The following is a 22382-nucleotide window of genomic DNA, read 5'->3' on the forward strand; positions in this document are numbered from 1 at the left end:
CACTTTTTTACCTTTACTGTTATCACGATCGCCTGGCTGGGATTAGCGTGGGAAAAAGGCTACACTTCGCCTTTGACTCCTTATCATCAAAATAAAAGAGGCGAAGTCCAACGTGGCTCAATTCGTTTATACCATGCATCGCGTCGGTAAAGTGGTCCCGCCGAAGCGTCATATTCTGAAAAACATCTCCCTGAGTTTCTTCCCTGGCGCAAAAATCGGTGTACTGGGCCTGAACGGTGCCGGTAAATCCACCCTGTTGCGCATCATGGCCGGTATCGATACCGACATTGAAGGCGAAGCACGTCCGCAGCCAGGGACCAAAATTGGTTACCTGCCGCAGGAGCCGAAACTCAACCCGGAACAAACGGTTCGCGAATCCGTTGAAGAAGCCGTTTCTGAAGTGGTTAATGCCCTGAAAGGCCTCGACGAAGTCTATGCGAAGTATGCCGAACCGGATGCCGATTTCGACAAGCTGGCAGCTCAGCAGGGCAAGTTCGAAGAAATCATTCAGGCGCACGACGGTCACAACCTGAACGTGCAGCTTGAGCGCGCCGCAGATGCGCTGCGTCTGCCAGACTGGGATGCGAAAATCGAAAACCTGTCCGGTGGTGAGCGCCGCCGCGTGGCCCTGTGCCGCCTGCTGCTGGAAAAACCAGACATGCTGCTGCTCGACGAACCGACTAACCACCTGGACGCCGAGTCCGTGGCCTGGCTGGAACGCTTCCTGCACGACTTCGAAGGCACTGTGGTGGCAATCACCCACGACCGTTACTTCCTCGACAACGTGGCGGGCTGGATCCTCGAACTGGACCGTGGCGAAGGCATTCCATGGGAAGGCAACTACTCTTCCTGGCTTGAGCAGAAAGATCAGCGTCTGGCGCAGGAAGCGTCTTCAGAAGCCGCTCGTCGCAAATCCATCGAAAAAGAGCTGGAATGGGTACGTCAGGGCGCGAAAGGCCGTCAGTCTAAAGGCAAAGCCCGTCTGGCACGCTTTGAAGAGCTCAACAATACCGAATACCAGAAACGTAACGAAACCAACGAACTGTTTATTCCACCTGGAGCACGTCTGGGGGATAAAGTGGTGGAAGTCAGCAACTTGCGTAAATCCTACGGCGAGCGTCTGCTGATTGATGATCTGACCTTCTCCGTGCCGAAAGGCGCGATTGTCGGCATCATCGGCCCGAACGGCGCGGGTAAATCTACCCTGTTCCGTATGATGTCAGGCCAGGAACAGCCGGACAGCGGCAGCATCACCCTGGGTGAAACGGTCAAACTGGCGTCCGTTGACCAGTTCCGTGACGCCATGGATAACAGCAAAACCGTGTGGGAAGAAGTGTCTGGCGGCCTGGATATCATGAAGGTCGGTAACACCGAAATGCCAAGCCGCGCCTATGTGGGTCGTTTTAACTTCAAGGGCACCGACCAGGGCAAACGCGTTGGCGAACTGTCCGGTGGTGAGCGTGGTCGTCTGCATCTGGCAAAACTGCTGCAGGTGGGCGGGAACGTGCTGCTGCTCGATGAACCTACCAACGACCTGGATATCGAAACCCTACGCGCGCTGGAAAACGCCCTGCTGGAGTTCCCGGGCTGCGCAATGGTTATTTCCCACGACCGTTGGTTCCTCGACCGTATCGCCACCCACATTCTGGATTACCAGGATGAAGGTAAAGTGGAGTTCTTCGAAGGTAACTTTACCGAGTACGAAGAGTACAAGAAACGCACCCTCGGCGCAGATGCGCTGGAGCCGAAGCGTATCAAGTACAAGCGTATTTCGAAGTAATTCTGCGGTCTGATGCCCTTTCCCGTTGGGAAAGGGTGAAATGACAAAACCGGGCCGCTTTCACAGCACCCGGTTTTTTTTAGCCCTGCTCGCCCATCATCTGCTTCACCAGCTCAACACACCGCAGGAAGCGGGCGTCGTAATCTGACTCTTCAACGTGAACGTACTCAATGTTGTTTTCATTGAGCATATCGACCAGCATGGTCTGAAACTCTTTTCTGTCCACCGAACTGCCCAGGCTTCGCAGACCATCGGCGACCCACGGGGTATTATTTTCCAGTACGATAACCAGGTCGAAACGGTATTCGTCGATCAGCGCCTGCACGAACGGATGCTCGCGGCCCTCGTATTTCTTACAGAAAGCCTGAGTAGTCACAAAGTCGGTATCAATAAACGCCACTTTATTTGCATATTTCACTGCAAAATCAATGTACTGCGCATGACCCAGCGCGATTTTATCGTAGTCGGAATACTGCAATGCCATCTCGTCGCCGCCCAGATGAGAAAAGACGTAATCACGGCCATATTCCCAGGCACTGGTGGTGTTGAAGATGTTGGCGAGCTTATTCACCATCATCGACTTACCGCTTGATTCGCCGCCCAAAATCGCCACCGTGCGCACGAAGAATGGCTTCACTTCGGTCGGAATGTATTCCCAGTAGCGCGACGGGTTCTCACGAATTTGCGCCCCGCTGATGTTCATGAACGTGCGCTGCGGATCGATAAGCACGGTTTCGATTCCAAGATGCTCGCGGAACTGAGGGGCATCTGCTTCTTCCGAAGTGTAAATCCAGTTCGGCTCAATCCCCTTCTCTTCCATGAAGGCCTTGATACCGTTACTCCAGACGTCCCACCCGTGCGGATACGGCTCCATACCCTCTTCGTTAAAGGCGTGAATGCGGATGTTTTTTTGGTATTTGAAGGTTTGCAGCAGCCAGCGCAAACGGTCAGATACCGTCGGCTGCTGTGACATCGCGCTGTCTTCGAACAGCGCCCGGTCGCGCTTTTCGTCGTAGCCCAGGATGACGTGCAGTTCGTCGACCTGGCTTCCGGCGCGCTGAAGCAGGTAAATATGGCCGGTGTGCAGCGGATAGAATTTGCCGAACACGACGCCGACATTTTTCTGCTGGCGCGGAAACTCAAGGCCCAAAAAGCGGTGCAGCGCTTCAAGTTTCTGCGCGCTCGGGCTTTTGATTTTGGCGTTCAGCAACTGGCTAAGGTAGCCCTTGGTCATCCCGCTGGCGTCCGCCACCTGCTGCAACGTGCAGCCTTTCTGGCGAATCGCGGTTTTAATGTAATCGAACGATGACAAAGGAGCCTCCTGCTGATGATCTCTCCCGGATTAGTCGGGCACATGTAGAAATTCCCTATGGATTTCGGGTGGCAGGAAGGCGGCAAGTAAACGAATCCCGATGAACTTAGAAAACTAAGTGATTCGGGTGAGAGAATGTAGCCAACACACCTGCCGCCGGAAAGACGACGGGGATTTTATTATAAGTCGTCAAAGACGTTTAGCGCATCGGAAAGCTTCTTCACGCCAAAGACCTTCATCCCTTCTGGTACTTTTTTCGGCACGTTGGCGGCTGGGACAATCGCACGCCGGAAGCCGTGTTTAGCCGCTTCGGAAATACGCTCCTGGCCACTCGGCACCGGGCGAATCTCGCCCGAAAGCCCGACTTCGCCAAACACCACCAGATCCTGCGGCAGCGGCCTGTCGCGCAGGCTGGAGACCATCGCCATCAACAGCGCCAGGTCGGCGCTGGTTTCGGTGACCTTTACGCCCCCCACCACGTTGACAAACACGTCCTGATCGAACATCTGCAAACCGCCGTGGCGATGCAACACCGCCAGCAGAATAGAGAGACGGTTCTGTTCCAGACCGACTGCGACACGGCGCGGATTGCCCATCATCGACTGATCGACCAGCGCCTGAATTTCTACCAGCAGCGGGCGCGTGCCTTCCCAAACCACCATCACCGAGCTTCCCGACGTCACTTCATCGCCACGGCTCAAGAAAATGGCCGACGGATTGCTGACTTCGCGCAACCCTTGTTCGGTCATGGCGAACACGCCGAGCTCGTTCACGGCACCGAAGCGGTTTTTATGGCTGCGCAGGGTGCGAAAACGGGAATCGGCATCGCCGTCCAGCAGCACGGAACAGTCAATACAGTGCTCCAGCACTTTTGGACCAGCCAGCGAGCCATCTTTAGTGACGTGACCGACCATGATTATCGCCACGCCGCGGGTTTTGGCAAAGCGCGTTAAATAGGCCGCGCTCTCACGCACCTGCGCCACGCTGCCCGGCGACGACTGAACGTCCGCCATGTGCATCACCTGGATCGAGTCGATAACCATCAGCTTCGGCTTTTCTTCCTCAGCAATCTGGCAAATCTGCTCAATGCTGGTTTCCGACAGCATATTGAGGTTCGAGGCTGGTAATCCGAGGCGGTGCGCACGCATTGCGACCTGCTGTAAGGACTCTTCACCGGTCACGTACAGGGTTTTCATGTTTTCACTGAGCAGGCACAGCGTTTGCAGCAACAGCGTGGATTTACCCGCACCTGGGTTGCCGCCAATCAGAATTGCACTGCCTGGCACCACGCCTCCGCCAAGAACGCGATCGAATTCTTTAAAACCGGTGGAAAAGCGCGGCAGCTCTTCAAGGCTGATTTCTGACAGCTTCTGCACTTTCGATACGCCGGACGCCCCCGCGTATCCACTCAGACGCTCATTGCGTGCCACTGTGGGCGAAGCGGCAATGCGCATCTCAGTAATGGTGTTCCAGGCATGACAGGCGCTGCACTGTCCCTGCCAACGCGGATAATCCGCGCCACACTCGTTACAGACAAACGCGCGTTTGGGTGCTTTCGCCACAATAACCTCTTACTTTTGATTCATGCTGCCGGAGAGAATGCAGAACACGCCCATCAGGTCAGCGTGACGGATGGTAATTTCCGTCTGCTCGTTAACTTTCGGTTTGGCATGATAGGCGATGCCCAGCCCCGCCGCTTTGATCATCGGCAGGTCGTTGGCGCCGTCGCCAATCGCCACGGTCTGTGCAGTCGGGATTTCGTACGTTTCGGCCAGGCTTATGAGGGTGCTGGCTTTATATTTCGCATCTACGATGTCGCCGGTCACATTTCCGGTCAGCACACCGTCACGAATCTCCAGCTCATTGGCCACCGCAGCCGTCAGCCGCAGTTTGTCCTTCAGATAATCGGCAAAGAACGTAAAACCACCGGAGGCAATCGCCACTTTCCAGCCCAGCGTTTCCAGCTTCAGCACCAGTTGGGTCAGACCCGGCATCAGCGGAAGCGTATCGCGAACCTGACGCAGAATGTTCGCATCAGCGCCTTTCAGCGTGGCGACGCGCTGACGAAGACTGGCGGTGAAATCCAGCTCACCGCGCATGGCGCGCTCGGTCACTTCGGACACCAGCTCACCGGTGCCCGCCAGCTTGGCAATTTCATCAATACATTCGATCTGAATTGCGGTGGAATCCATATCCATCACCAGCAGCCCCGGCGTGCGCAGATGCGGAATTTTTCCCAGCGGCGCCACGTCCAGCCCGTCGTCATGCGCCAGGCGCGTCGCGCGTGGCGTCAGTGAACCCGCCAGGCGAATGACCTGATAATCTTCAACACACCAGGCGGCAACAATCACCATCGCCGCACCCAGCTTGTGCTGATAATCGGTCAGGCGCTGCTTATCGAGACGACGACCATATAGCAGCCAGCCGCTGCGTCCGGCATGGTAATCCAGCGGCATGACTTCATCACCGCTTAAAGACAGCGGCAGCCCAGGCCAGAAGGAGACATCATCGGGCAGGTCGCACCAGGTCAGACTGTTCGGCATTACAGCTCCAGTAATCGAGATTTGAGCAGGAAAATAACGCATGAGGCTACCTTGTATCCAGCGCTTCTGGCAACATTAAGCTGCAAATTTTCAAAGGTGGAATATGGTTCGCGCAAAACTGAAATTTCGGCTGCATCGCGCCGTGATCGTCCTTATCTGTCTCGCACTGCTGGTTGCCCTGATGCAAGGGGCGTCGTGGTTCAGTCAAAGCCACCAGCGGCAGCGTAATCCGCAGATGGAAGAACTGGCCCGCACACTCGCCCATCAGGTCACGCTGAACCTGGCGCCGCTAATGCGTTCAGAAACGCCTGATGAGAAGAAAATCAATCAGTTGCTGACGCAGCTGACCACAAGAAGCCGCCTGTTAGATGCCAGCGTCTATGACGAACAAGGCGATTTGGTCACTCACGCCGGGGAAAGCGTGAACGTTCGCGACAGGCTGGCGCTCGACGGGAAAAAAGCCGGGGGATACTTCAACCAGCAGATCGTCGAACCCATTCAAGGGAAGAATGAACCGCTCGGCTACCTGCGGCTAACCCTCGACACCCATACGCTGGCGACGGAAGCCAAGCAGGTGGATAACACCACCAACATTTTACGCCTGATGCTGCTGCTTTCGCTGGCGATCGGCGTGGTGTTGACCCGTACGTTGCTGCAAGGTAAACGCACCCGCTGGCAGCAATCCCCGTTCCTGCTGACGGCCAGTAAGTCCGTGCCGGAAGAAGATGAAGACGAAAAGAACGATAGATAATTGATATATTGAGTGAAGTGAATAAGAAAGGAAATCTGTTATGTCGACGCTACGTTTGCTTATCTCTGATTCATACGATCCATGGTTCAATCTGGCGGTGGAAGAGTGTATTTTCCGCCAGATGCCGGCCACCCAACGTGTACTGTTCCTGTGGCGCAACGCGGATACCGTGGTCATTGGCCGGGCGCAAAACCCGTGGAAAGAGTGCAATACGCGGCGCATGGAGGAGGATAACGTGCGCCTTGCGCGTCGCAGTAGCGGCGGCGGCGCGGTGTTTCACGACCTCGGTAATACCTGCTTTACCTTTATGGCAGGCAAGCCGGAATATGATAAAACCATCTCGACCAACATCGTCCTTAACGCTCTGAATTCATTGGGTGTGGAAGCTGAAGCTTCCGGGCGTAACGATCTCGTCGTTAAAACCGAGGATGGCGATCGCAAAGTCTCTGGCTCTGCCTATCGCGAAACGATGGATCGTGGTTTTCATCACGGCACACTGCTGCTGAATGCCGACCTCAGCCGTCTGGCAAATTACCTGAACCCGGATAAGAAAAAGCTGCAGGCGAAAGGCATCACTTCCGTTCGCGGTCGGGTGGCGAACCTGACCGAACTGCTGCCAGGCATCACTCATCAGCAGATTTGCGATGCGGTGACGGAGGCATTCTTCGATCACTACGGCGAGCGAGTTGAAGCCGAGGTCATTTCCCCGGAAAAAACGCCGGACTTGCCTAACTTCGCGGAAACCTTTGCTCGTCAAAGCAGCTGGGAATGGAATTTCGGTCAGGCGCCGGCGTTCTCGCATCTGCTGGATGAGCGCTTTACCTGGGGGGGTATCGAACTGCATTTTGACGTAGAGAAAGGTCACATCGCCCGCGCTCAGGTTTTTACCGACAGCCTGAACCCTGCCCCACTCGAAGCCCTTGCGGCGCGTTTGCAAGGCAGCCTTTATCGCGCAGAGAGTCTGCAACAGGAATGTGACGCGTTGTTAGTGGATTTCCCGGAACAGGAAAAAGAGCTACGAGAATTATCGGAGTGGATTGCAAAAGCGGTGAGATAATGAAAATGTCCGCTGGCGGACCTACAAAATCGTATGCCGGGTAAGGCGTCGCCGCCACCCGGCATAACGAGAATTACTCTTTATCGCCCAGCAGTACGGATTCCAGCGCGATTTTGATCATGTCGTTGAACGTGGTCTGACGCTCAGCGGCAGTGGTTTGCTCGTGAGTACGGATATGGTCAGACACGGTGCAGATAGTTAGCGCTTTCGCACCAAACTCAGCCGCAACGCCGTAGATACCAGCTGCTTCCATTTCCACGCCCAGGATGCCGTATTTTTCCATCACGTCGAACATTTCGCCGCCGTCCGGGGAATAGAACAGGTCAGCAGAGAAGATGTTACCGACGCGAGCATCAACACCCAGCGCTTTCGCTGCATCAACGGCGTTACGCACCATGCCGAAGTCAGCAATCGCCGCGAAGTCGTGATCTTTGAAACGCATGCGGTTCACTTTGGAATCGGTGCAGGCACCCATGCCGATAACCACGTCACGCAGTTTAACGTCCATGCGCACAGCGCCACAGGAACCCACGCGGATGATTTTCTTCACGCCGAAATCGGTGATCAGCTCTTTGGTGTAGATGGAGCAGGACGGGATACCCATCCCGTGACCCATTACGGAAATTTTACGGCCTTTGTACGTCCCGGTGAAACCCAACATGCCGCGCACGTTGTTCACTTCGCGGACATCTTCGAGGAAGGTTTCAGCAATGTGCTTCGCACGCAGCGGATCACCCGGCATCAGTACGACGTCTGCGAAATCACCCATTTCTGCGTTAATGTGTGGAGTGGCCATCATTATTTCCTTTTTATGTTTAATTCACCGGGCTGCGAACCCGGTTAACCTAACCGTAGGCCCGGCAAGCCTCGCGCCGCCGGGCAATCCCATCACAGCATATTTTTGCCGTAGTCCATTGCCGAAGTACCGAAGTACGTCGCCAGTGTCTGGCCGATATCCGCGAAGGTTTCGCGATGGCCCAGAGAACCTGCTTTCACTTTCGGGCCGTACACCAGCACCGGAATGTGTTCACGGGTGTGGTCCGTACCGCTCCAGGTCGGGTCACAGCCGTGGTCAGCGGTGAGAATGATGATGTCATCTTCACCCAGCAACTCCAGCAGCTCAGGCAGACGGCGGTCGAACAGTTCCAGACCCGCAGCATAACCCGCCACATCGCGACGGTGACCCCATGAGGAGTCGAAATCGACGAAGTTAGTGAAGACGATAGTGTTGTCACCTGCGTCTTTCATCTCGTTGATGGTGGCATCAAACAGCGCGTCCAGACCGGTGGCTTTCACTTTTTTGGTGATGCCGCAGTTGGCGTAGATATCCGCGATTTTACCGACGGAGACCACGTGGCCGTCTTTCTCATCGACCAGTTTCTGCAGCACGGTAGGTGCTGGCGGTTCAACGGCGAGATCGTGACGGTTACCGGTACGCTCGAAGTGACCGGCTTTATCGCCAACGAACGGACGCGCAATCACGCGGCCAATGTTATAGCCGCCTTCGGTCAGTTCAACACGCGCGATTTCACACAGCTCATACAGCTTATCGAGACCGTAGGTTTCTTCGTGGCAGGCAATCTGGAACACGGAGTCAGCGGAGGTATAGAAAATCGGTTTGCCGGTTTTCATATGCTCTTCGCCCAGCTCGTCCAGAATCACGGTCCCGGAAGAGTGGCAGTTACCGAGGTAACCCGGCAGGTTCGCGCGTTTCACCAGTTTGTCGAGCAGCTCCTGCGGGAAGCTGTTGTGGTGTTCCGGGAAATAGCCCCAGTCAAACAGCACAGGCACACCGGCGATTTCCCAGTGACCTGACGGCGTGTCTTTCCCGGAAGAGAGTTCATGTGCCCAGCCGTATGCGCCAGTGACTTCGGCGTTGCCGTCCATGCCCGCAGCAACCTTGCCCGTCGAGCCTTCGTGAGCTTTCACCAGACCCAGACGGGTCAGGTTTGGCAGAGTCAGTGGGCCTTTACGGCCTTTGTCTGCTTCACCGTTTGCACAGGCCTCTGCGATGTGGCCCATGGTGTCGGCACCGACATCACCAAAACGTTCTGCGTCTTCGGTGGCGCCGATCCCAAAAGAGTCCAGCACCATAATAAATGCACGTTTCATATCTTCTCCGTACGTTTTGCGCTGCAAAAAAGCGATCAGATCAGTATACCGCTATTGCGTGATTCGACGATAGACCGTTGGGGTTTCTTTCGGTGCGACGTCGTCCAGTTTAATTGCCGCTTTCACGGCTTTCGCCGCTTCCTGCCAGCTTGCTTCATCTTTAGCGTGGATAACTGCCAGCGGACGCTGTCCGTCAATGCTGTCCCCCAGACGCGTCATATCGGTGAAGCCGACACTGTAATCCAGTGAGTCAGAGGCCTGACGACGACCGCCGCCCATCGCCACGACCGCCATGCCCAGCGCGCGAGTGTCCATCGCGGACACGAAACCTTCGGTATCAGCGTAAACCGCCTGGCTGAGCATCGCCGTCGGCAGGTATTTTGCGTAGTTTTCGACGAAATCGGTCGGGCCTTTCTGCGCGGCCACCATGCGACCAAAGATTTCCGCCGCTTTACCGTTATCCAGTACCGCCTGCAGTTTAGCGCGGGCTTCGGCGTCGTCTTTCGCCAGACGACCGGAAATCAGCATTTCCACGCACAGCGCCATGGTCACCTCGAACAGACGCGGATTGCGGTATTCGCCGGTGAGGAACTGCACGGCTTCACGTACTTCAACCGCATTGCCTGCGCTGGAGGCCAGCACCTGGTTCATGTCGGTCAGCAATGCGGTGGTGCGCACGCCAGCCCCGTTGGATACGCCAACGATGGCTTCAGCCAGCGACTCGGAAAGCGCGTAAGTCGGCATGAATGCACCACTGCCAACTTTGACATCCATCACCAGCGCGTCCAGCCCTTCGGCCAGCTTTTTCGCCAGAATGGATGCGGTGATCAGCGGAATGGAGTCAACCGTTGCAGTGATGTCGCGGGTCGCATAAAAACGTTTGTCCGCAGGCGCGAGGGAACTGGTCTGCCCGATGATCGCTACACCAACGTCTTTAATAATGTCGCGGAAACGGTTGTCGTCAGGGAAAATATCAAACCCCGGGATCGCTTCCAGTTTGTCGAGCGTACCGCCGGTATGCCCCAGGCCACGCCCGGAGATCATCGGCACATAACCGCCGCAGGCTGCCACCATTGGGCCAAGCATCAGCGAGGTCACATCGCCCACGCCGCCAGTGGAGTGTTTATCCACAATCGGGCCGTTTAAATTCAGGCTCTTCCAGTCCAGCACGCTTCCGGAATCCCGCATCGCCATGGTCAGCGAGACGCGCTCCTCAATGGCCATATCGTGGAAGAAAATGGTCATCGCCAGAGCGGCAATTTGCCCTTCCGACACGGTATTATCACGAATGCCGTTGATGAAGAAACGGATCTCTTCGTCACTCAGCGCGTGACCATCGCGTTTTTTACGAATAATTTCTTGTGCGAGAAACACGGTAACCCCCATGAGGAATCGGGTGAATGGTGGCGGGTGGCTTACCCGCCCTACGATCCAGTAGGCCGGATAAGCAAAGCGTCATCCGGCAATGTTTGACTTAATAAGCGCTGGCGCTCTTACCGTCGCCATGACCCAATGCTTTCAGGAGGCTCGCGAGCAGGCTGGATGCACCAAAGCGGTAATGACGCGCATCGGCCCAGTCGGCACCGAACAGGTCATCAGCGATCGCCAGGAAGGTCTGCGCGTCTTCGGCAGTACGTACGCCGCCCGCTGGCTTGAAGCCTACGGTTTTTTCCACGCCCATATCACGAATCACTTCCATCATGATGCGCGCACTTTCTGGGGTCGCATTAACAGGCACTTTACCGGTAGACGTTTTGATGAAATCGGCACCCGCTTTGATGGCGATTTCAGACGCTTTACGGATAAGCTGCTCTTCTTTCAGTTCGCCGGTTTCGATGATCACTTTCAGCAGAACGTTCGCTGCCGCACAGGCATCTTTACAAGCTTTCACCAGGTCAAAACCGACCTGCTCGTTACCGGCGATCAGCGCACGGTATGGGAACACCACATCAACTTCGTCTGCGCCGTAAGCGATGGCTGCGCGGGTTTCCGCCAGCGCGATGTCGATATCGTCGTTACCATGCGGGAAGTTGGTGACGGTCGCGATACGCACGTCAGGCGTGCCCTGCGCGTTCAGGGTCTTACGCGCAATCGGGATAAAGCGCGGATAAATGCAGATTGCCGCAGTATTGCCCACCGGGGTTTTCGCCTGATGGCACAGGGCGATAACTTTCGCATCAGTGTCATCATCGTTGAGGGTGGTCAGGTCCATCAGTTTTAACGCGCGCAGGCTGCTTGCTGTTAAATCGGTCATATTCTCTCCGGTGTGTAATTTTACCTTGCGGGTCTGTGACTATTTTAACACCGACCCAGCGTTTCACTTCGATCCCCATCACAGTTAATGAAACGCAGATACAAATTTGCATTACTGAAATGAGACATTTATCACTCTTTAAAGCTGCAGCGAGGGAATATGGATCAAAAGCCTCGCCGACGCTTTTCTCTACACTGCCCTCATCGCCATCGTGTCTGAGGAACTTCTATGTCTGACTCTTTTGAGCAACGCTGCCAGAACATTGTGACCAGCAATACGTTGAGCCCCGAGCAAAAACGTCACTTTCTGGCGCTCGAAGCAGAAAACGCTTTACCTTACCCCGAGCTGTCATCAGAAGCCCGGATGGCGCTGGATGACGGCGTAATCTGCGACATGTTTGAAGGTCACGCGCCGTACAAACCACGCTACGTACTGCCTGACTACGCCCGCTTCCTCGCCAACGGCTCACAGTGGCTAGAGCTCGAAGGCGCGAAGGATTTAGACGACGCGCTATCACTGCTCACGATTCTCTTTCACCACGTGCCTTCGGTAACGTCGATGCCGGTTTACCTTGGGCATCTGGATACGATCCTTTCACCGCATGTTAAAATTCTAACACAAGACGAAATTGATATTCGAATAAAACGTTTCTGGCGCTACCTCGACAGAACCCTGCCGGACGCCTTTACCCATGTGAACATCGGCCCGGAAGATACGCCCGTCACACGTGCCATTTTACGTGCCGACGCTGAACTAAAGCAGGTCGCGCCTAATCTGACGTTTATCTACGATCCTGAAATCACCCCAAATGATTTGCTGTTGGAAGTGAGCAAAAACATTTGCGAGTGCAGTAAACCGCACATCTCTAACGGCCCGGTGAATGATAAAATTTTCACAAAAGGCCGTTACGGCGTGGTCAGCTGTTACAACTCACTGCCGCTGGCGGGCGGCGGCAGCACGCTGGTGCGTCTCAACCTGAAGGAAATTGCGCTGCGAAGTGAGTCAGAAGCAGACTTCCTCAACCGCGTTTTGCCGTACTACTGCCAACAGCAAATCGACATCATTGATGCCCGCTGCGCCTTCCTCTACGAACAATCCCACTTCTTTGAGAATAGCTTCCTGGTCGCAGAAGGGTTGATTGACCCGCAACGCTTTACCCCGATGTTCGGCATTTATGCCCTTGCCGAAGCGGTGAACGTGCTGTGTGAAAAAGCAGGTAGCCCGGCGCGCTACGGCCAGGATGACGCGGCCAATCAGCTGGCCTGGCGCATCAGCGCGCAGCTGGCCGAGTTTGTCGAAAAGACGCCGGTGAAATACGGCTGGCAGCAGCGGGCGTTGCTCCATGCACAATCGGGAATCAGCTCCGACAGCGGCACCACGCCGGGGGCGCGCATTCCTTACGGCAGCGAACCGGACCCGGTAAGCCACCTGCTGACCGTTGCGCCGCATCACGCGTTTTATCACGCCGGGATCAGCGATATTTTAACTCTCGATGAAACCATCAAACGTAACCCGCAGGCGGTGATGCAACTGTGTCTCGGGGCATTTAACGCCGGGATGCGTGAGTTTTCCGCCAACGTCAGCGGTAATGACCTGGTGCGCGTCACCGGGTATATGGTACGACTCTCCGACCTGGAGAAATTCCGCGAGGAAGGTTCGCGTACCAACACCACCTGGCTCGGAGAGGAAGCCGCCCGTAATACCCGCATTCTGGAACGACAGCCGAGAGTCATCAGCCATGAGCAGCAGATGCGCTTTAGTCAGTAACATTATCCCCTTCTCCTGCGTCGACGGCCCCGGCAGCCGTCTGACGCTGTTTCTACAGGGCTGTAATCTGCACTGTAAAAGCTGTCACAACCCGTGGACCATCGGGCGCTGTAACGACTGCGGAGACTGCGTCGCACCCTGCCCTCACCAGGCGCTATCGATTCAGGAGGGTCGCGTTGTGTGGCTGGAAGCGAACTGCCAACAGTGCGATACCTGCCTGAAAAGTTGCCCGCAGCAGGCCACGCCGATGACACAAACTCTGTCGGTAGATGACGTTCTGAAACACATCGCCCGTGCCGCGCCGTTTATCGAAGGGATAACCGTCAGCGGCGGCGAAGCGACCACCCAACTGCCATTTATCATTGAACTGTTTACGCAGCTCAAAAATATCCCCACGCTGAAACACCTTACCTGCCTGGTCGACAGTAACGGCGAGCTGGGTATAAGCGGTTGGGAAAAGTTACATCCCGTTTGTGACGGCGTGATGGTGGACCTAAAAGCGTGGGAAGAGAACACCCATCAGGCGCTCACCGAACGCAGCAACACGCGTATTAAAACGAGCATTCGCTGGCTGGCGGAACATCATTTACTGGCGGAATTGCGCCTGCTGGTGATCCCGGAAAAAACGGATTATCTGCCGTTTATTGAGCCACTGAGTGAATTTATTCGTTCGTTAGGCGAGGTGCCGGTGCGGCTGAATGCGTTTCACGCGCACGGGGTGTACGGCGAGGCGAAAACCTGGCGTAGCGCCTGCGCCGCGGACGTTGATCCACTGGCGCAGGCACTGAAGGACCGGGGAATACACCACGTTATTCTCCCGGCGCTTTACTTATAAACTAGAGCGAAAGGAACACCCCGGCGATGGTTGCACTCATCAGGTTCGAGAGCGTACCCGCCACGACGGCTTTCAGGCCAAGCTGGGCGATTTCATGGCGACGACCTGGCGCCATGCTGCCGAGCCCCCCAATCAGGATCGCTATCGACGACAGGTTAGCAAAACCACACAAGGCAAAGGAGATAATGGCTTTGGTGTGGTCGGAAATCACCTGCAGGCCCGCTGCGGCAACAACCGCGTCATCTTTCAGATATTCGCCGAAATTCATATAAGCCACGAATTCGTTGATGATGAGCTTCTGGCCAATGAACGATCCGGCCACATTCGCCTCGCTCCATGGCACGCCAATTACCCACGCTAGCGGGGAGAATATCCAACCGAGGATCAGCTGCATCGACAGCTGCGGATAGTCAAACCAGCCACCAATCCCGGAGAGAATGCCGTTCAACAGCGCAATCAGCGCCACGAATGCCAGCAGCATTGCACCGACGTTTAGCGCCAGTTGCATACCGGATGCGGCACCGGATGCGGCGGCGTCGAGCACGTTAGACGGCCTGTCGATATCCGGCATTTGTGCTTCAAGATCCGGCGAATCGTTTGGCGTTTCAGTTTCTGGCAACATGATTTTGGCGAACAGCAGGCCACCCGGCGCCGCCATGAACGACGCGGCAATCAGGTATTCCAGCGGCACGCCCATCTGTGCGTAGCCCGCGAGAACAGAACCGGCCACCGATGCCAGACCGCCACACATGACCGCAAACAGCTCAGAGCGGGTCATGGTTGCAATGTACGGACGCACCACCAGCGGCGCTTCAGTTTGCCCGACGAAAATGTTCGCGGTGGCTGACAGCGATTCGGTACGGGAGGTTTTCAACAGCGCACGCAGGCCACCGCCCAGAATACGGATAACGAACTGCATGATGCCGAGGTAATAAAGCACCGCAATCAGCGACGAGAAGAAGACGATAACCGGCAGTACGCGCAGGGCGAAAACAAAGCCGCCGCCGCCGAAGACTTCGAACATTTTGTCGGACACCAGGCCACCGAACAGGAAGCCGATGCCTTCGTTACCGTAGGCGATAACATTGGCCACGCCTTCGGACATCGCCAGCAGTACTTTACGTCCGGCAGGGACATAAAGGATCAGTGCTCCTATGGCTATCTGAATCATCCACGCGCCGAGCACGGTACGCAGGTTTATAGCACGACGGTTACTGGAGAGCAGCACGGCGATGGCGAGCAGCACCACCATGCCAATCAATCCCATGAGGATTTGCATACAGATTCCCTGTGTATTGAAAGTGAAAGGTTTAAAAATGAGAAAAAACTCAGCAATCGCGCCGATTATAACGATCCGGAACTATTCTGTGAGTCCGTGTCACACATTTCTGGCAATAATGTGAATGCAAAACTAAATAATGAGATCTACGTCACTCAACGCGACGTAAATAATAAGGCGGGGAATAGTTTTCCTGTGTTATCAATCAAGGAATTGGCAATTTCAACGGGGGATTCGGAACGCAGTTCGCACAGAGAATCGAACACACGCGCGGCCCGCTCAGGGCGATTAGCCTGCCCTTGAAAGCCGTTCAGTGGCATATCCGGCGCATCAGTTTCCAGAACCAAAGCAGAAAGAGGAAGTTGCGAGATAGCTTCGCGGGTTTTGTTCGCTCGCGGATAGGTGATAGTGCCACCGACGCCAATCTTATAGCCAAGCTGAATGAATCGCTGCGCCTGTTGCAGGCTTCCGGCAAAACCGTGAACCACGCCGGTACAGGGTAAATTGTGCCGTTTGAGGTGCATCGCCAGTTTGTCATGGGTGCGGCGCGAGTGGAGGATCACCGGTAGGTCGTAGCGTTTGGCAAGCTTCAACTGCTCATCGAGCAGCGCCTGCTGTTTGTCGAATTGCGGATCGTCGCGATACAAATCAAGCCCAATCTCCCCTACCGCCACCAGTTTTGGCGGCTTCCGGGCCAGCAGCGTCGCAAGCTGCGCCAGGCTCTCGTCATTATGCTTTTCAACCACTATCGGATGCAGGCCCAACGCAGCATACAGCGGCGTGTGTTCCGCCGCCAATGACAACACCTGCTCAAAACGCGAGGCTTCCGTCGCCGGGATAACGATGTTGGTGACGCCCGCCTGCGCCGCAAGCGTCAGGCTGTGCCCGATGTCGTCCGCGAATGGCGGGAAATCGAAATGACAGTGGGTATCGATAAAGCGGAAACTCACGCCAGCCCCTCGTTATCAAAATTGGCATCGTTGGCCTGCGGCGCATCGACCAGCGTCGCGCTGTGAAGATCGTTGGCAGCCGCTGCGGGCGGAACCACCAGCGGCGAAGGCGTGGCTATGCGTGGGCGGAAACGGGATATCGGTGGCTGGTCGGCCAGCATTTTGCCCATCGTCGCCAGGAAATAGCGTCCACACTGGCGACCGACGTTATAGTCTTCCATCAGCGCAGGTAGCCCACTGCCGAGCGCCATGCTTTTCAGCGGTTTAGGCGGGAAAATCTCCAGGATCCGTACTTTTCCCGGCGGCGTTTCAATGTACTGCTGAATGGCGTGGTAGGTCTTCTCATGATGCTGGACCAGATTCACAAACGGCTGCAGGCTGCTTTCGCCCAGCCAGCGCTCCATTCGTTTGAACCACTGCGGCGTGTAATACATCTGCGACGGGACCGTGCGGATAACCACAATGGTTTTTCCACCGCGCTTCACCGCTTCCTGCACCGGAATCGCATCACTCACGCCACCGTCCAGCCAGTTAATGCCGTCGAGCGTCACGCCTGGACGATAGAAACCCGGAATCGCACTCGAGGCTCGAATCTGATCCATCCACGTTTCGCGGGTAGGCGAAAAGTAGCCAGGCGAGTAGTCATCGGCTCGGGAGGCGCACATCAGGAACGATTTTCCATCGTCAAACTGACGCGCAGCGACGTCCATCGCCAGCGGCATTTTGCTCGCCGTTGCTTCGACCAGCCAGTCAAGATCGATAAGATTACCGCCGCGCACGAAGCGCATCGGATCGAAAAATTCGCGGGAGGTGGTGTAACGGGTGATGACTTTACGGGCGTAGCCCGGCTGGTTACACACATAAGCGGAAAGATTTTGCGCGCCGGCAGAAGTACCTAAGAACAGATCAAACGGGTTGAATCGCGCACGCATGAACTCGTCCAGCACCCCGGCTGTAAAAATGCCGCGCTGTCCGCCGCCCTCACATACCAGCGCTAACGGTCCTGGGCGAAAGGGTTTCACCGAAAGTGGCGCAATATTGCCGAGCGTTACCGGAATTCGCTGTCCCACACTGCTTTCCCGTTTTTGATTGTTTTGTCACATCACCATAACGCAGATAAGGATTCTCTTAAACTGATAAAGCCAGTCCAATGGACTGGCTTGGTGTTACGAAAATTAAACCCGCTATGGACGCCGGCGTCCCATGAACAGACTGACCAGGAACAGAATGATACCGACGATAAAGACAATTTTTGCTGCGCCCGCTGCCGTACCGGCTAAACCACCAAAGCCCAGAGCGGCGGCGATTAACGCGATAACCAGAAATATAATGCCCCAACGAAACATACGATTCTCCTTTACCATAGTGAATGTCGACCGCTTTGATGAACGCTCAGGCACTCAAAACGACAGACTCGTTTCCCCGACTATTTGCCGGGGAAGAATGTCTTAAATAGATTTATTTAACTTTAAGGTCGTTCTTCACACTTTTCACGCCATCAACCGCTTTGGTGATGCTCTCGGCACGTTCACTTTGCGCCTGGGAGTCAACAGTACCGGAAAGCTGCACCACACCATCAGTGGTTTCTACTTTCACTTTTCGGGACGGAACGATGTCGTCAGCCAGGAGTTTGGCTTTGATTTCACTGGTGGTTGCAGTATCGCCTGCATAACCCTGCATACCTTCTTTAGTGCTGTCACGCACATGGAGCTTGTCACTGACGGAGGAAACGCCCTCTACGCCTTTCGCGACGCTAACCGCTTGCTCCGCCTGAGCCTGACTTTCAACGAAGCCGCTCAGCGTGACCACTTTATCGTCGGTTTTCACCGAAATATCGGTGCTTTTAATCGAATCATGATCGACCAGCGCCGCTTTCACTTTCGCCGTGATGCTGCTGTCGTCCATAAAGTTGCCGACTTTATTCATTGAGCTGTCGACTTTTTGCCCGGCGCTGTCAGCCGCGGATTGCGTTTTATCCATCGTCGTTTCTGCCAGTGCAGAACCGCTCATCATCGCAGTACCCAGCATAATCGCCAGCAGCGTTTTGGACATCTTTTGGCTTGTCATCATCTCGATTCCTGTAGTTTGCTCAGAATTTGAGCTCAGGCGATCTTCATGATCGCATTGCTGTAGGGGTGAACATCACCACAATCTCACAGTTATTAATATTGCGATTATCAATTTTAACGGGCTAATACGCCATTTAACACGCATTGATTAGCGGATTAAGCCAGCAAACTTGTCATCACTTTGTTAAATATAGCCAACAATTTCTAACTCGCCCGAGCAAACGGCCAAAAAGTGGCGTTTTAGGGCGTGAACGGGCTCATTTAAGAACTTTCTGCAACGGAATCAAGAAGGAGGGGAAATGACAGAGCACGGCGCATGCCGTGCTCTGGAGACGATTAGTGCTCGCGGGTTTTGCGGAACAGAACCTCTGGGTAACGTTCCTGGGTCAGATTGAGGTTAACCATGGTTGGTGCGATGTACGTAAGGTTATCACCGCCGTCGAGTGCCAGCTGGATTTCGTTCTTACGCTTGAACTCTTCGAACTTCTTCACGTCCGTGCTTTCAACCCAACGGGCGGTAGCCACGTTCACCGATTCGTAAATCGCTTCGACGTTGTACTCGCTCTTCAGACGCGCAACCACCACGTCGAACTGCAGCACACCGACCGCGCCGACGATCAGATCGTTGTTGGCAATCGGACGGAAGACCTGAACCGCGCCTTCTTCGGAAAGCTGAACCAGACCTTTGAGCAACTGTTTCTGCTTCAGTGGATCTTTGAGGCGAATACGACGGAACAGCTCAGGGGCGAAGTTCGGAATGCCGGTGAACTTCATCATTTCACCCTGAGTGAAGGTGTCACCAATCTGAATGGTGCCATGGTTGTGCAGACCGATGATGTCGCCCGGGTACGCTTCTTCCACGTGCGAACGGTCGCCCGCCATGAAGGTCAGCGCGTCGGAAATCACCACATCTTTACCGGTGCGCACCTGGCGCAGCTTCATGCCTTTCTCATAGCGCCCGGAAACCACACGCATGAACGCCACGCGGTCACGGTGTTTCGGGTCCATGTTGGCCTGAATTTTAAAAACGAAGCCGGAGAACTTCTCTTCTTTCGCTTCCACTTCACGGGTGTCAGATTTACGCGGCATCGGCGCAGGCGCCCATTCCACCAGACCGTCTAGCATGTGGTCTACACCGAAGTTGCCGAGTGCGGTCCCGAAGAATACCGGGGTGATTTCACCGGCCAGGAACAGCTCCTGGTCGAATTCATTCGATGCGCCCTGCACCAGCTCCAGCTCGTCACGCAGCTGCGCGGCCAGATCTTCACCGACAGCGGTATCGAGTTCCGGGTTGTTCAACCCTTTAACGATACGCACGTCCTGAATAGTGTGCCCTTTACCGGTCTGGTACAGATAGGTTTCATCTTTATAGAGATGATAAACGCCTTTGAACAGCTTGCCGCAGCCGATAGGCCAGGTGATTGGCGCACAGCCAATTTTCAGCTCGCTTTCCACTTCATCCAGCACTTCCATCGGGTCACGAATGTCGCGGTCGAGTTTGTTCATGAAGGTCAGGATCGGCGTATCGCGCAGACGGGTAACTTCCATCAGCTTACGGGTTCGATCCTCAACGCCTTTCGCGGCATCGATGACCATCAGGCAGCAGTCCACCGCAGTCAGGGTACGATAGGTATCTTCGGAAAAGTCTTCGTGACCCGGGGTGTCCAGCAAGTTGACCAGGCAGTTATGATACGGGAACTGCATTACAGAGGTGGTAATGGAGATACCACGCTGCTTTTCCATCTCCATCCAGTCAGATTTCGCATGCTGGCTGGAGCCACGGCCTTTTACCGTACCGGCAGTCTGAATGGCCTGTCCGAACAACAGCACCTTTTCGGTGATGGTCGTTTTACCGGCATCCGGGTGGGAGATGATGGCAAAAGTGCGGCGCTTCGCCACCTCTTGCAAATAAGGAGACAACGTCATAGTCAGTTCTTCTTCAGTAAACGCGGCAGCAAACCGCGCATGTTAAATACGAAATTGCGGCTATTTTACCCGTTAGCCGGGGGCTGACAATCAATGTTTACACAGGAGTTGCTCCAGCTCGGCAAGTGATGTCACTGTCCAGGTCGGTTTAATGTGCGACGGCAATTCCTGCTGATGCGCATTCAACCAGCAGGTAGAAAGACCGGCATTCATGCCACCCAGAATGTCCGATGCTGCGGTATCGCCTACCATCAGCACCCGCGAACGATCCGGGTTGCCCGCGCATTCAAGCGCATGGTCGAAAATGCGCGCGTCAGGTTTTGCCACGCCCACTTCCTCAGAAATAATCAGTAAATCAAAATGATCGCGAAGACCGGTACGCTCAAGGCGAATTTGCTGCAACGCGGTAAAGCCGTTGGTGATGATGCCCATTTTCACCTTGCCTTGTAGGGCATTCAGCAGTGAAACGGCTCCCGGCAGCGGGGAGCAGATCTCGGCCATCGCATTCATAAAAGCGTCGTTTAAATCACCCGCGTTGACGTTCAGGCGTGAAGCCCAGCTTTCAAAACGCTGATGCTGCAACTGCAGCGAAGTGATGGCTCCATTCTGGTAATCCACCCACAGCGGCTTATTCACAGCCTGATAGTCCTGGAAATCTTCTGCGGTGAAGGTCACGCTATAATCAAGAAACATCCGCTGTAAGCCGCTGAACGAATCGAAAGTAAACAGTGTTTCGTCGGCATCAAAGAAAATCCAGTCCCACATCTTCATCGTAAACCCTTGTCTTACATACTGATTGGCAGTGCCATAATGATTGCGTCTTCACGCCCTTCCGCGGTCGGATAGTAGTTGCGTCGAATCGTCGCCTCGTTGAAACCCAGGCTTTCATACAGTGCGATGGCGGCAACGTTCGAGGCGCGGACTTCCAGCCACAGCGTAACCACGCCGCGTTTTTCTACTTCGTCGATAACCTGTTCGAGCAATTCCCGCCCTAGCCCTCGGCGCTGATACGCCGGATCAACGGCGATGTTAAACAGCGTGGCTTCGTCTAGCACGATTTGGGTAATGGCGAAGGCCGCCATTTCGCCGTGTACCGTCAGCTGCAGGTTGAGATAACGCTCGCCCTGATTGCTGGCGAGGGTCTGCTCGCTCCACGGGAAAGCGTGAGCGCGCTGCTCAATCAGCAGGGCGCGGGGTAAATCAGTCTGGCTTAGGGAAGAAATCGTGTTCATGGGCGCAAATTTGTTGCCAGAGTTCGGCGCGGGCCGTCGCGCTGGACTGCAATTGTTCGAATGTCGGGCTGATGACCTGCGCGCCTTCCAGCGCGACCGGTTCACTGTCGCCCAGACGCCAGCTGTTACAGCGGCCGCCCTCAGGCAGCATTGCGACGCGTTCCGGCGTCAGCTGTAATACCTGATCCGGCGTTACGGCCAGCGCACGGAGGATATCGTTCACCAGCGGTTCGGTCAGCGGCGGCAGCGTTTGCGCCACCATCACCAGACGAATATGGTCAGGCAGAGAGATAGCGATTTCGCCCTGTAAAACCGCAGGACGGCGCAAAGACCACTGGGTAATGCCCAGTTGCTGTAGTTGCCAGTCTCGTCGGGATGTCATCGCGGGTTTCTCCTGTCTGTCAGGCGCGGAAATATAGCAAATTCGTCGAACTTGCGCCAATAAAGCAAGGAGGCTCACGCGCAGAGAGGGCAGATAGTGTGTATAATCGCGGCCGTCGTTTATAGAGGATTAC

At 55.2% G+C, this 22382-nt stretch carries 21 protein-coding genes; 5 read left to right on the forward strand and 16 right to left on the reverse strand.

Translation table 11 applies throughout. The features are described from left to right. The first annotated feature begins 112 nt into the window (after positions 1–112). On the forward strand, positions 113–1780 hold the full coding sequence (gene ettA, locus MUU51_RS12915; RefSeq protein WP_159771342.1) for an energy-dependent translational throttle protein EttA: 1668 nt from the start codon (positions 113–115) through the stop codon (positions 1778–1780). A gap of 79 nt (positions 1781–1859) precedes the next feature. Here the strand turns inward: ettA and nadR are convergent, their stop codons facing one another. The 3 genes from nadR to serB all read right to left on the reverse strand — a co-directional run bounded on the left by nadR (position 1860) and on the right by serB (position 5635). Further along, positions 1860–3092 carry a multifunctional transcriptional regulator/nicotinamide-nucleotide adenylyltransferase/ribosylnicotinamide kinase NadR gene (gene nadR / locus MUU51_RS12920; protein ID WP_159771345.1) on the reverse strand — a complete coding sequence of 411 codons (1233 nt, stop codon included), beginning with the start codon at positions 3090–3092 and terminating at the stop codon, positions 1860–1862. A 179-nt stretch (positions 3093–3271) separates the two neighbouring features. Next, positions 3272–4654, reverse strand: a complete 1383-nt coding sequence (radA, locus tag MUU51_RS12925) for a DNA repair protein RadA (protein WP_110510686.1) — start codon at positions 4652–4654, stop codon at positions 3272–3274. 9 nt (positions 4655–4663) lie between these two features. Beyond that, positions 4664–5635, reverse strand: a complete 972-nt coding sequence (gene serB / locus MUU51_RS12930) for a phosphoserine phosphatase (RefSeq protein ID WP_159771348.1) — start codon at positions 5633–5635, stop codon at positions 4664–4666. 103 nt (positions 5636–5738) lie between these two features. Between serB and MUU51_RS12935 the strand changes: the two genes are divergently transcribed. Continuing rightward, a complete protein-coding gene (locus MUU51_RS12935) occupies positions 5739–6386 on the forward strand; it encodes a YtjB family periplasmic protein (RefSeq protein ID WP_159771351.1) in 648 nt (215 codons plus the stop codon). A 40-nt stretch (positions 6387–6426) separates the two neighbouring features. After that, on the forward strand, positions 6427–7443 hold the full coding sequence (lplA, locus tag MUU51_RS12940) for a lipoate--protein ligase (protein ID WP_258967888.1): 1017 nt from the start codon (positions 6427–6429) through the stop codon (positions 7441–7443). A 73-nt stretch (positions 7444–7516) separates the two neighbouring features. Here lplA and deoD read toward each other — a convergent pair whose 3' ends face one another. From deoD to deoC, 4 genes are all read right to left on the reverse strand, one after another. Next, positions 7517–8239: a purine-nucleoside phosphorylase gene (gene deoD, locus MUU51_RS12945; protein WP_095280675.1), complete on the reverse strand. Its 723-nt coding sequence runs from the start codon at positions 8237–8239 to the stop codon at positions 7517–7519. Positions 8240–8331: 92 nt separating this feature from the next. Continuing rightward, a complete protein-coding gene (deoB, locus tag MUU51_RS12950; RefSeq protein ID WP_258967889.1) occupies positions 8332–9555 on the reverse strand; it encodes a phosphopentomutase in 1224 nt (407 codons plus the stop codon). 51 nt (positions 9556–9606) lie between these two features. Continuing rightward, entirely contained in the window at positions 9607–10929 is a 1323-nt protein-coding gene (deoA, locus tag MUU51_RS12955) for a thymidine phosphorylase (protein WP_159771360.1), read from the reverse strand. A gap of 100 nt (positions 10930–11029) precedes the next feature. Then, a complete protein-coding gene (gene deoC, locus MUU51_RS12960; protein ID WP_159771363.1) occupies positions 11030–11809 on the reverse strand; it encodes a deoxyribose-phosphate aldolase in 780 nt (259 codons plus the stop codon). 228 nt (positions 11810–12037) lie between these two features. Here deoC and MUU51_RS12965 point away from each other — a divergent pair, with 228 nt between their 5' ends. Then, a complete protein-coding gene (locus MUU51_RS12965) occupies positions 12038–13576 on the forward strand; it encodes a YjjI family glycine radical enzyme (RefSeq protein ID WP_258967890.1) in 1539 nt (512 codons plus the stop codon). Continuing rightward, entirely contained in the window at positions 13548–14411 is an 864-nt protein-coding gene (locus MUU51_RS12970) for a YjjW family glycine radical enzyme activase (protein WP_159771369.1), read from the forward strand. Before MUU51_RS12965 ends, MUU51_RS12970 begins: the two co-directional genes overlap by 29 nt. 1 nt (position 14412) lies before the next feature. Here MUU51_RS12970 and MUU51_RS12975 read toward each other — a convergent pair whose 3' ends face one another. From MUU51_RS12975 to MUU51_RS13015, 9 genes are all read right to left on the reverse strand, one after another. Beyond that, positions 14413–15690, reverse strand: a complete 1278-nt coding sequence (locus MUU51_RS12975; RefSeq protein ID WP_159771372.1) for a NupC/NupG family nucleoside CNT transporter — start codon at positions 15688–15690, stop codon at positions 14413–14415. Positions 15691–15845: 155 nt separating this feature from the next. Further along, positions 15846–16640: a TatD family hydrolase gene (locus tag MUU51_RS12980; protein ID WP_159771375.1), complete on the reverse strand. Its 795-nt coding sequence runs from the start codon at positions 16638–16640 to the stop codon at positions 15846–15848. Continuing rightward, positions 16637–17710 (reverse strand): patatin-like phospholipase family protein, encoded by a 1074-nt coding sequence (locus MUU51_RS12985; protein WP_159771378.1) that lies wholly within the window; start codon positions 17708–17710, stop codon positions 16637–16639. Before MUU51_RS12985 ends, MUU51_RS12980 begins: the two co-directional genes overlap by 4 nt. Before the next feature lie 114 nt (positions 17711–17824). Continuing rightward, positions 17825–17986, reverse strand: coding sequence for a DUF1328 domain-containing protein (locus tag MUU51_RS12990; protein WP_007373037.1), 162 nt, complete (start codon positions 17984–17986; stop codon positions 17825–17827). A gap of 112 nt (positions 17987–18098) precedes the next feature. Next, positions 18099–18710: a molecular chaperone OsmY gene (gene osmY, locus MUU51_RS12995; protein ID WP_159771381.1), complete on the reverse strand. Its 612-nt coding sequence runs from the start codon at positions 18708–18710 to the stop codon at positions 18099–18101. A gap of 335 nt (positions 18711–19045) precedes the next feature. Then, positions 19046–20635, reverse strand: coding sequence for a peptide chain release factor 3 (gene prfC / locus MUU51_RS13000; protein ID WP_159771384.1), 1590 nt, complete (start codon positions 20633–20635; stop codon positions 19046–19048). Between the two features lie 90 nt (positions 20636–20725). Then, positions 20726–21406, reverse strand: coding sequence for a pyrimidine 5'-nucleotidase (gene yjjG, locus MUU51_RS13005; RefSeq protein ID WP_159771386.1), 681 nt, complete (start codon positions 21404–21406; stop codon positions 20726–20728). A 14-nt stretch (positions 21407–21420) separates the two neighbouring features. Beyond that, positions 21421–21867 carry a ribosomal protein S18-alanine N-acetyltransferase gene (gene rimI, locus MUU51_RS13010; protein ID WP_258967891.1) on the reverse strand — a complete coding sequence of 149 codons (447 nt, stop codon included), beginning with the start codon at positions 21865–21867 and terminating at the stop codon, positions 21421–21423. Continuing rightward, positions 21836–22249 (reverse strand): DNA polymerase III subunit psi, encoded by a 414-nt coding sequence (locus MUU51_RS13015; protein WP_159771393.1) that lies wholly within the window; start codon positions 22247–22249, stop codon positions 21836–21838. Before MUU51_RS13015 ends, rimI begins: the two co-directional genes overlap by 32 nt. Positions 22250–22382: the final 133 nt, after the last annotated feature.

The organism is Scandinavium manionii, from assembly GCF_024764775.1.
Lineage (GTDB): Bacteria > Pseudomonadota > Gammaproteobacteria > Enterobacterales > Enterobacteriaceae > Scandinavium > Scandinavium manionii.

What these genes read in the sequence shown, in the direction of transcription:
- MUU51_RS12975 (WP_159771372.1), bottom strand. Translation starts at nt 15,690, where the DNA reads ATGCAAATCCTCATGGGATTGATTGGCATGGTGGTGCTGCTCGCCATC.
- deoC (WP_159771363.1), bottom strand. Translation starts at nt 11,809, where the DNA reads ATGACCGATTTAACAGCAAGCAGCCTGCGCGCGTTAAAACTGATGGAC.
- serB (WP_159771348.1), bottom strand. Translation starts at nt 5,635, where the DNA reads ATGCCGAACAGTCTGACCTGGTGCGACCTGCCCGATGATGTCTCCTTC.
- MUU51_RS12935 (WP_159771351.1), top strand. Translation starts at nt 5,739, where the DNA reads ATGGTTCGCGCAAAACTGAAATTTCGGCTGCATCGCGCCGTGATCGTC.
- MUU51_RS13015 (WP_159771393.1), bottom strand. Translation starts at nt 22,249, where the DNA reads ATGACATCCCGACGAGACTGGCAACTACAGCAACTGGGCATTACCCAG.
- yjjG (WP_159771386.1), bottom strand. Translation starts at nt 21,406, where the DNA reads ATGAAGATGTGGGACTGGATTTTCTTTGATGCCGACGAAACACTGTTT.
- deoD (WP_095280675.1), bottom strand. Translation starts at nt 8,239, where the DNA reads ATGGCCACTCCACACATTAACGCAGAAATGGGTGATTTCGCAGACGTC.
- lplA (WP_258967888.1), top strand. Translation starts at nt 6,427, where the DNA reads ATGTCGACGCTACGTTTGCTTATCTCTGATTCATACGATCCATGGTTC.
- MUU51_RS12970 (WP_159771369.1), top strand. Translation starts at nt 13,548, where the DNA reads ATGAGCAGCAGATGCGCTTTAGTCAGTAACATTATCCCCTTCTCCTGC.
- MUU51_RS12965 (WP_258967890.1), top strand. Translation starts at nt 12,038, where the DNA reads ATGTCTGACTCTTTTGAGCAACGCTGCCAGAACATTGTGACCAGCAAT.
- rimI (WP_258967891.1), bottom strand. Translation starts at nt 21,867, where the DNA reads ATGAACACGATTTCTTCCCTAAGCCAGACTGATTTACCCCGCGCCCTG.
- osmY (WP_159771381.1), bottom strand. Translation starts at nt 18,710, where the DNA reads ATGATGACAAGCCAAAAGATGTCCAAAACGCTGCTGGCGATTATGCTG.
- deoB (WP_258967889.1), bottom strand. Translation starts at nt 9,555, where the DNA reads ATGAAACGTGCATTTATTATGGTGCTGGACTCTTTTGGGATCGGCGCC.
- prfC (WP_159771384.1), bottom strand. Translation starts at nt 20,635, where the DNA reads ATGACGTTGTCTCCTTATTTGCAAGAGGTGGCGAAGCGCCGCACTTTT.
- MUU51_RS12990 (WP_007373037.1), bottom strand. Translation starts at nt 17,986, where the DNA reads ATGTTTCGTTGGGGCATTATATTTCTGGTTATCGCGTTAATCGCCGCC.